Origin of the sequence: Gracilimonas amylolytica (assembly GCF_002911695.1) — a bacterium.
Lineage (GTDB): Bacteria > Bacteroidota > Rhodothermia > Balneolales > Balneolaceae > Gracilimonas > Gracilimonas amylolytica.
This window is the reverse complement of sequence record NZ_PQBS01000031.1, coordinates 1-8,266: the sequence shown is the minus strand read 5'-3', so window position 1 is coordinate 8,266 and position 8,266 is coordinate 1. Positions and strand designations below refer to the sequence as shown.

Genomic DNA, 8,266 nt, shown 5'->3' with positions numbered 1-8,266 from the left:
GGGACCCATCCTTGTTCCTTCCCTCCGTGACGCTAACGCTCCGCAAGGAAGGAGACGCACTGGTGAAATTGGATGTTGCTTTTACCACCGAGTCCAAAAGGAGAATCGTTTTGGTTGAATTGTATTATCTGCTAAAATCCTCACCAAAGCGTCCCCTTTCCCTTGGTGCATACTGGTTGATAAAGCATGGCTATACGGAAAGATCTAATGACTACATCCAATACAAAAAATCGTAAAAGAGTGCGTTAGGGAAAGGGCCAGGGTTAGGGTCCGGTTGGATGGGGCAACCAAACTCGATCTGACCGATAACCGGTCTGATCGATGAATTAAGCTTTAAAAGTTAGACATGCTTAATGTAGAATAGCCATGGGTGCTTGAATCCAACAATCGGTCAGACGGACGGCAAGCCGTCAGACCGTGGAGTTGGTCAAACTCACCAAACCCCATCAATCTCCCGCATAATCCTATCCGTCTCCATCAGGGCGACAATAATTTTTTGGTAGTGTTGGATTTCTTCGATGGTGAGTTCGTGATCACGGCGGTCTTTGAGCCATTTTTCGGCGGGTTGGTAGCCGCCGATGTAGAACTCCCAGGCTTTCTTCGGCACGTTGCCAAAATACTGTTCTTCGTTGATCCAAACTTTACCCAACTCCAAGTCATCTTCCGAGTCATCCTGAGGATACCTCCGAAGGATCTTGCCTTTAAGGGCTTTGGATTTTTCATTGCTTTCATCATCACCATCAACAACAAACCCCGGATCATTCTTCGTCAGCCGGTTTGAAATAATATTACTTCCCGATTCCGGGTACGTCGTTATAAAATTCTCTACCACGGGATGCTCCAACAGGTGAATTTGGCGCAGCTCGCCGCCCAGTTCCACCAGTTTCCAGAATTGCTCCGGGTCTTCGGGATAGGGCACGCGCGGGAAGTCGATCTTCAGGAATTCCTTGTATTTCTCGCGGTAACTTGGGGAGTGCAGTACGGCGTAGATGTAGTCCAGTAAATCTATGGGTGCAAACGTGCCTTTGGTGTCTTCCTTCTCCGGCACAAACTTCAGCCCCAGCTTCTCCGCTATTTCCTGAACGATTTTCTTGTCTAAATTGGGCGTACGCTCGGGCTTGCCGTCGAGGGTTTGTTGGGTGGATTCCTTGGGGTAGAGGTAGAGTGGAGCTATAACCGGTATACCTTTATTACTATAGTGGGTTCGATTGTCAATCATGTCTTTAGTAACCTGAACATGGGACCAATTATCAGTTACAGCTTGTCTTGGAAAGACTAAACCCACATTTTCTTTATTAAACAAATTGGGAATTAAGTTCTCTCTTCCCCAATCTATCATATCAGGAGAATAATAGATAAATCTATAGTCAAGAGGACGATAATGAATCTTGCGAATCAAATGTTCATGGTTATGATTTTGAATATTTGTTCTTGCTTCCCCAAGTTTCCAACCTCTTGAATCACCTGGGGGATATTTTCCTCCCTTCTTGTTACCAAAGAAACGATTTCTAATTTCTTCATCAGAAAAACTCTCATCTGAAAATTCAGTGATCCTTTTCAGTAATTTCTCTTTATGAATATCAATAACGAGAGAGTCTCTTGCTGTTACGATTCCTGTAACATTTTCTTTAAATAAATTATCAAGACCAAAAAATCCTTTATACCTCTTTTCAATCTTATAATTCAGAGGATAGAAATAATAATGAGTTGATTGTGGTTGTAATTTTTCAAATTCAATTGACCAAACATTGTTCTTCCTCAAAAAATCATACTTGTTATTTCGTTTACCCCATAAATCGTAATGATATACTTCAGCTAATTCATCAGATTTATCACTTACATCATTTTTAATAAAGAGATTTATTGATACACCTTGCTGAATATCAAAAACATTTTTGTCTTCAATACCATCTGGTGACGTCTCTTTTTTCATCATATTACCATGCAGATCAATAATAAATATCTTATCGAAGGTCTTTAATAGGTTCCATCTCATCCCCCTAAAAGTAGGATTATCTATAAAACTATGATTATTGATATAGGCTAAAACACCTTCTCCATTCTTTTCTACAAAATGTTGTCCGTATCGAATGAACTTCACATAATCATCGTGGAGCCAGTGTTTTCTTTCTCCAAAATGTTTTCCGTCTACATATTTATAATCTTCAATGAGTTCAGAAATCCATTCTCCCATATTTGAGGAAATTCCACTATACGGCGGATTCCCCAACACCACCATCACCGGCGTATCGCGTTTGATGTGGTTGGCTTCATTAGCTTCTTCGCTCAACCAGTTGGCAAAGAGGGTGCCGGTATCGGGGTGGTGTTCTTCCAGCGAGTTGGTGAGGTACACCCGGAAGCGCTGACTCCCGCTCGGTTCCACGCCCGTTTCGCGAAGCAGCAGGTCCAGTTTCAAATGCGCCATGGCATAACTCGCCATCAAAATCTCAAATCCGTTCAGGCGCGGGATGAGGTGCTCTTCCACGTATTTCTCCCAAATGCCCTGCTGTCCCTCAAACTTTTTGTGAATCTGCTTGATCACTTCCGCCAAAAAAGTTCCGGTTCCCGCCGCCGGGTCCAGAATCTGTACTTTATGCACTTCCTGTTCTTCCTGCCTATAGCCCGTGGGCGAGCGCTTGTCTTTCACGTCCGTATTGACCTTCACGGTGGTTTTAGTGGTATCGGCCAGCCCGTCCTTCAGCCCGAATTCATCTTTCAGGATATCATCCACTGCGCGGACAATGAAATTAACCACCGGCTCGGGCGTGTACCAAACGCCGCGGCTTTTGCGCAGCTTGGGATCGTATTCCGCCAAAAAGGTTTCGTAAAAATGGATGATAGGATCTTGCTGCTGCGTGGCTTTCCCGAAGTTCCTGAGCAGCCCGTCCACATCCGTAGCGCGGAAAATATCGGCGAGCCCGTCAACGATCCACACAATGCGGTCGTCCAGGTCGTAGCCGGCAATGTACTGGAACAGCTTTCGTAAAAAGGGATTGGTTTTGGGGATAAGCGCGGCGGCTTCGTGGCGATCAAAAGTATCGAGGGTCGGGTCGTGCAGCCGGGCGGCAAACATGCCGTAGGCGATTGTCTGCGCATAAATATCGGCAAACTCCTTGGGATTGATATCATGAATCAGCACGTTTTGGAAAGCCGACAATTGCTCGCGCAGGGTGTTGTTGGCCGACTCATTCACGCGGTCGCCCTTTTCGGCATCGGCATTCAGGGCTTTTTCAATCACATCCGCCAAAATGCGGGCTTTACCGGCCATCATCTTGCTCAGCTTGTTGGCGCTCCGAATGGTCTGCCCAATATGCGTTCCAAAATCTTTGACCAGGTTTTCGAACTCGCCGTAATTCTCCGGCTTGCCGACGATCTTTCCGTCTTCAATTTCCGCAATTCGGATGGAGGTGATAAAGTCGCCGTCACGGTACAGGTGGAAATCAAGATAATCGGTGAAGATGAGGTTGGGCAGGCCGTCTTTGTACCGGCTGAACTGCTCTTTGTTTTTCTTTTTACCGCCGAGATCGGGATCGCCGATATCTTTGGCTTCAATATAGCCGACAGGAATTTTGCCTTTGGTGAGGATATAATCCGGGGCACCCACATCCGAGCGTTTGGGTTCGTTGGTCACCAAAATATTATCGAGCAGCGACTCGAGCAACGTCTGCAAATCGCCCCGGTAACTGTGCTCCCGCGAAATCCCCGTTTTAAATCTTCGGTTTAACTGATCAACGTATTCCTGGATGGTCATAAAAAAACAATTTGGTTGGCGCTTAGGCTAATAAAATTAGGGATTAATGGCAATGGGGATTTGGGGTTGGTGGAAACTATGAGCTCGCCCGGCCAGGGGACCCATCCTTGTTCCTTCCCTCCGTGACGCTAACGCTCCGCAAGGAAGGAGACGCATTGGTGGGATTGGATGTTGCTTTTACCACCGAGCCCAAAAGGAGAATCGTTTTGGTTGAATTGTACTACCTGCTAAATCCCTTGCCAAGGCGTCCCCTTGCCCTGCGGCGGCGCAAAGGTTTGAGAATTTGTTCAGGTGAGCCGGAGGGAAAGGGACAGGGATTGGGTTTTGTTGGACAGGGCAACAAATTCATTCAGGCACATACTCCAAAATCCGCTCCAAAACCCCATCCATATCCACCAACTCCTCATTTTTAATTCGCAGCACTCTCAAACCCAATCCGTTCAAAACCAAGTCCCGCTGGTAATCATATTCTTTTTGGAAATTGTGAATTTTCCCATCTACTTCAATTACTAAGTTTAATTCGGCACAGTAAAAGTCAGCGATATAAAAGTATCGACGGTTCTCTCGCTGCTCATGTACAAATGGTTTTTGACGGAGAAATTTATAGCCTTGGAGCTGGCGTTTTCTTAGATGTTTCCAAAGCAGTTTTTCAGATGCCGTTGGATTTTTTCGAAGCTCCCGGGCTATTTCTGTTATGGATTTCCATGTTAGGTTCATGGTGGAAATAGGTTCTTTTTTGGGAAAACTGCAAGCCCGGCCGGGGGACCCGTCCTTGTTCCTTCCCTCCGGCGGCTGCGCCTTGCAAGGAAGGAGACGCACTGGTGAAATTGGAAGTTGCTTTTACCATCGAGCCCAAAAGGAGAATCGTTTCGGCTGAATTGTACAACCTGCCAAAATCCTCACTAAGGCGTCCCCTTTCCCTTGGCGCAAACTGGTTGATAAAGCATGGCTATTCGGAAAGATCTAATGACTAAATCCAATACAAAAAATCGTAAAAGAGTGCGTTAGGGAAAAGGACAGGGATAGGGTTCTGTACAGAGTGGCAACCCAACACAATAAGGTTTATAAAATAGAAAACTCTGGCAAGATAGGGCAGGGCAGATCGCCCGGCCAGGGGACCCATCCTTGTTCCTTCCCTAACGCGCAAGCGCGCCAGGGAAGGAGACGCCTGAATAACAGATGATGTTGGTTTTGCTACCGAGCCCAAAAAGAGATTCGTTTTGGTTGAATTGTACTACCTGCCAAGATTCTTCCCAAGACGTCCCCTTGCCCTGCGGCGGTGAAATGGTTTCAGTTGAATGAATATATGAGCCGAGGGAAGGGATAGGGTCCTGTAAGTCATGGCAATCAACCCCGATCTGACGGGTGGACATGCACCGTACCTTCAAATCTTGCAATGAACCGTCTGATCGATGAATTAAGCTTCAAAAGTTAGACATGCTTAAAGCAGAACAGGCTTGGGTGGTACCTTCATCGATCGGTCAGACGGATAATCCGTCAGACCGAGATAACAAAATTATTTAGTTACTTATTATCATCCAGATCTTTCAGGGAAAGACCTTCCATTAACGCCTCGTAATTTGAGATGTCTTTTGGCAGGATCACGCTGTTTTGATCCCGGCCCAGACCGGATAGGGTATCCAGGTATTTTTCGGAAAGCTGAAGCTTCATGGCTTCTTTACCTTTAGGCTGGGAAAGGGCAGCGGCTACTTCTTCAATAGATTTGGCCGTAGCCTCAGCAATGGAAAGGATCTCTTCAGCATACCCTTCTGCCTCGTTGATACGACGCTGCATTTCGGCTTCAGAAATGTTGATGATCTCTGCCCGCATACCTTCCGCATCATTGACCTTAGAGCCTTTAACTCCTTCCGATTTGGCGATGATGGCACGACGATCACGTTCAGCCGTCATCTGTCGCTCCATGGCTTTTTGAACCGTGCGCGGTGTCACGATATTCTTGATCTCATAACGGTGCACTTTGATCCCCCACACTTGTTCTACTTCGCTGAGCACTTTCACCACTTCTTTACTCATAGCGGCACGCTCTTCGAAAGTTTCGTCAAGATCCATATTACCCAGAACTGAACGGGTCGTGGTTTGGGCCAGCTGTACAGCGGCATACCGGTAATCAGTGACCCCATAACTGGCGTTCACCGGATCAACCACACTCAGATAGATCACTCCATCCACTTCTACCTTGACGTTGTCTTTGGTAAAGCATTCCTGAGGTTCCACTTCAATGGTTTCCTCTCTCAGGTCCTGTTTGTACACCACCTTATCAATGATCGGGATGAGGGCGTGAAACCCGGGCCCCAGGGTTTTGTGATAATTACCAAGTCGTTCTACAATAAAAGCGAACTGATTGGGTACCATCCTGAGTGACCGAATAAACTGGTACATCACATAAATGGAGAAGAGTCCTAATAATACCTTACTGATCGATTCCATGATTTCCATTGTGATACTCCTTATTTACCGGTTTGGGTTGATGGGTCTTTAGTGTGGTCACTGATCTGACTGACCCCTTCAAAAAAGGTCTTCAGGTTTGCAGTTTCGGTAGGGAGGACAGAGACATTCGACTTTTTGATGATATTCCCAAACTGCTTGATGTATTGTTCTACCAGCTTTGTTTTTACGGCCAAGTCACCACCCGGTTTTTCGATCGCTTCGGCCACGCGGCGAATGCCCTTGGCAGTTGCGGTTGCCACCAGCTCAATTTCCTTAGCCCGGCCTTTAGCTTCATTGATACGCTTTTGCCGATTTGCTTCAGAAACCAGCACTTGACTTTGCTGCTCACCTTCCGACTCATAGATCCGTGCCTGCCGATGACCTTCTGAATTGGTGATCTCAGCCCGTTTCTCCCGTTCGGCCTCCATTTGCCGCTCCATGGTATCCACGATCTCATTAGATGGGTTGATGTTTTTTAACTCATAACGCATCACTTTAACGCCCCAAGGATCGGCTGCTTTGTCGATCTCACGAACAATATTTTCATTCATTTTATCCCGTTCCGAAAAGGTATCATCCAGGGTCATTTTACCGATCTCAGATCGCATGGTGGTTTGAGCCAGATTAACTGCCGCAGCCTGATAGTTTGAGATACCATAACTCGCTTTGTAGGAATCCATCACTTTCAGATAAACGAGGCCATCCACAGACACCTCAATATTGTCTTTGGTGATACAGGTTTGGCTGGGAACGTCGATGACCTGTTCGCGCATTTCCTGACTGTATGCCGGGCGGTCAACGAAAGGAATTAAGAAGTGAAAACCGGGTTTCAGGGTTTTCTTGTATTTACCAAGGCGTTCCTGAATCACTTCTTCCCGAAATTCCACGATCTGGAATAAACGGGTAAGAATGAAATATGATAAAACGATTACGATCAGCAGTGTAGTCCAAATCATGTCAGTTTCTATTTGAGTCTTTAAGTTGATGACCTGTCTGGTCAATTAGGTCGACCGGTTCCACGATCCATGTGGTGTTGTCACGGTATTTGATGCGAACCTGAACTCCGGCGGGAATGTCGCCCTCGAGCGAACGTGCCTGCCATGAGATCCCCTGAAACCGGATTCGCCCATCATTGTTAAATTCGTTGATCGGTTCCGTTACTTCCACCACCTGATCCATAGCTTCAAAGTCCTCATCCGCTAATTTGTACGAACTCTCACCTTTGAAATATTTATTGATGAATGGTCGTATGGCAATGGTCATGACTGTAGAAGTAAACAGCCAGATGAAGGTAGCCGTCAGCGGATCCTCCAAAAAACCAAGGGTCTTATGAAGTTTAGAGCTCAAAGAGGTTCTTCTCTAAGCTTCTTCAGTAAGATCTTGTATAAGTTTTGATTTCGATGATTAAAGCGATATTCAGTTTCTTTTAAATACACATAAAAATGAGATTTCGATACCCCATTAAATTGAGCCAACCGGCGTTTGGCATAACTCCAAAAAGATTCAATGCCATTAATGTGACTCGAGGAATTGGCGAATTCATCCTGGCCATGTTGAACACGATAATGTTTGTCATAGCCCACATCCACTAGGCCATTATAGCCTCGCCAACCATCACTGTGAATCACACTGGCCGGGGCCACTTTTCCACGTATAATACACTGGAGTGTCTTTTTTCTTGCATCAGGGACAATTTCGGTATAGACTTTGCCCTTACGTTTGAAAATGCCAAAGACAATGGTTTTACCCGAAGCTCCTCGTCCTCGTTTACCAGGAATTCGTCGTGGACCAAAATAAGACTCGTCAACCTCAATGATGCCTTGGATCCGAGCCGATTGCTCAGACCATCGAGCGATGTGATGGCGCAGTTTGTCAAAGATCACGGTAACCGATCGCAATGAAATGCCGGTTAACTCAGCCGTTTCCGTTGCGGTTAAATCTAACGAAAAACACTTGATCAGATGCCGAAATTTAGCTTCTGAAATATGTGACCGTTTATAATACTTGTTATTCATTGTATAGCAATATGTTACAAGATTTTATAACATGCTATACTTCATAAGACCC

7 protein-coding genes are annotated in these 8,266 nt (G+C 45.9%); 1 reads left to right on the top strand and 6 read right to left on the bottom strand.

The window, feature by feature from the left end:
• Window positions 1-236 (top strand): hypothetical protein (locus C3B73_RS14080; RefSeq protein ID WP_232803059.1); only part of this gene is annotated, 236 nt, incomplete at its 5' end.
• A 197-nt stretch (window positions 237-433) separates the two neighbouring features.
• On the opposite strand, the gene C3B73_RS07045 is transcribed toward C3B73_RS14080, so the two are convergent.
• From C3B73_RS07045 to C3B73_RS07020, 6 genes are all read right to left on the bottom strand, one after another.
• Window positions 434-3,751, bottom strand: coding sequence for a type ISP restriction/modification enzyme (locus tag C3B73_RS07045; protein WP_103664896.1), 3,318 nt, complete (start codon window positions 3,749-3,751; stop codon window positions 434-436).
• Between the two features lie 345 nt (window positions 3,752-4,096).
• Complete coding sequence (locus tag C3B73_RS07040; RefSeq protein WP_198597301.1) at window positions 4,097-4,468, bottom strand: endonuclease domain-containing protein; 372 nt, start codon at window positions 4,466-4,468, stop codon at window positions 4,097-4,099.
• 807 nt (window positions 4,469-5,275) lie between these two features.
• The gene (locus tag C3B73_RS07035; protein WP_103664895.1) at window positions 5,276-6,208 is read right to left on the bottom strand and encodes an SPFH domain-containing protein; all 933 of its coding nucleotides are present in this window, start codon (window positions 6,206-6,208) and stop codon (window positions 5,276-5,278) included.
• A gap of 11 nt (window positions 6,209-6,219) precedes the next feature.
• Window positions 6,220-7,155 carry an SPFH domain-containing protein gene (locus C3B73_RS07030; RefSeq protein ID WP_103664894.1) on the bottom strand — a complete coding sequence of 312 codons (936 nt, stop codon included), beginning with the start codon at window positions 7,153-7,155 and terminating at the stop codon, window positions 6,220-6,222.
• Between the two features lies 1 nt (window position 7,156).
• Window positions 7,157-7,546, bottom strand: coding sequence for an NfeD family protein (locus tag C3B73_RS07025; protein WP_103664893.1), 390 nt, complete (start codon window positions 7,544-7,546; stop codon window positions 7,157-7,159).
• Window positions 7,543-8,214, bottom strand: coding sequence for an IS1595 family transposase (locus C3B73_RS07020; RefSeq protein WP_103663920.1), 672 nt, complete (start codon window positions 8,212-8,214; stop codon window positions 7,543-7,545). The genes C3B73_RS07025 and C3B73_RS07020 overlap by 4 nt, the downstream gene beginning before the upstream one ends.
• Window positions 8,215-8,266: the final 52 nt, after the last annotated feature.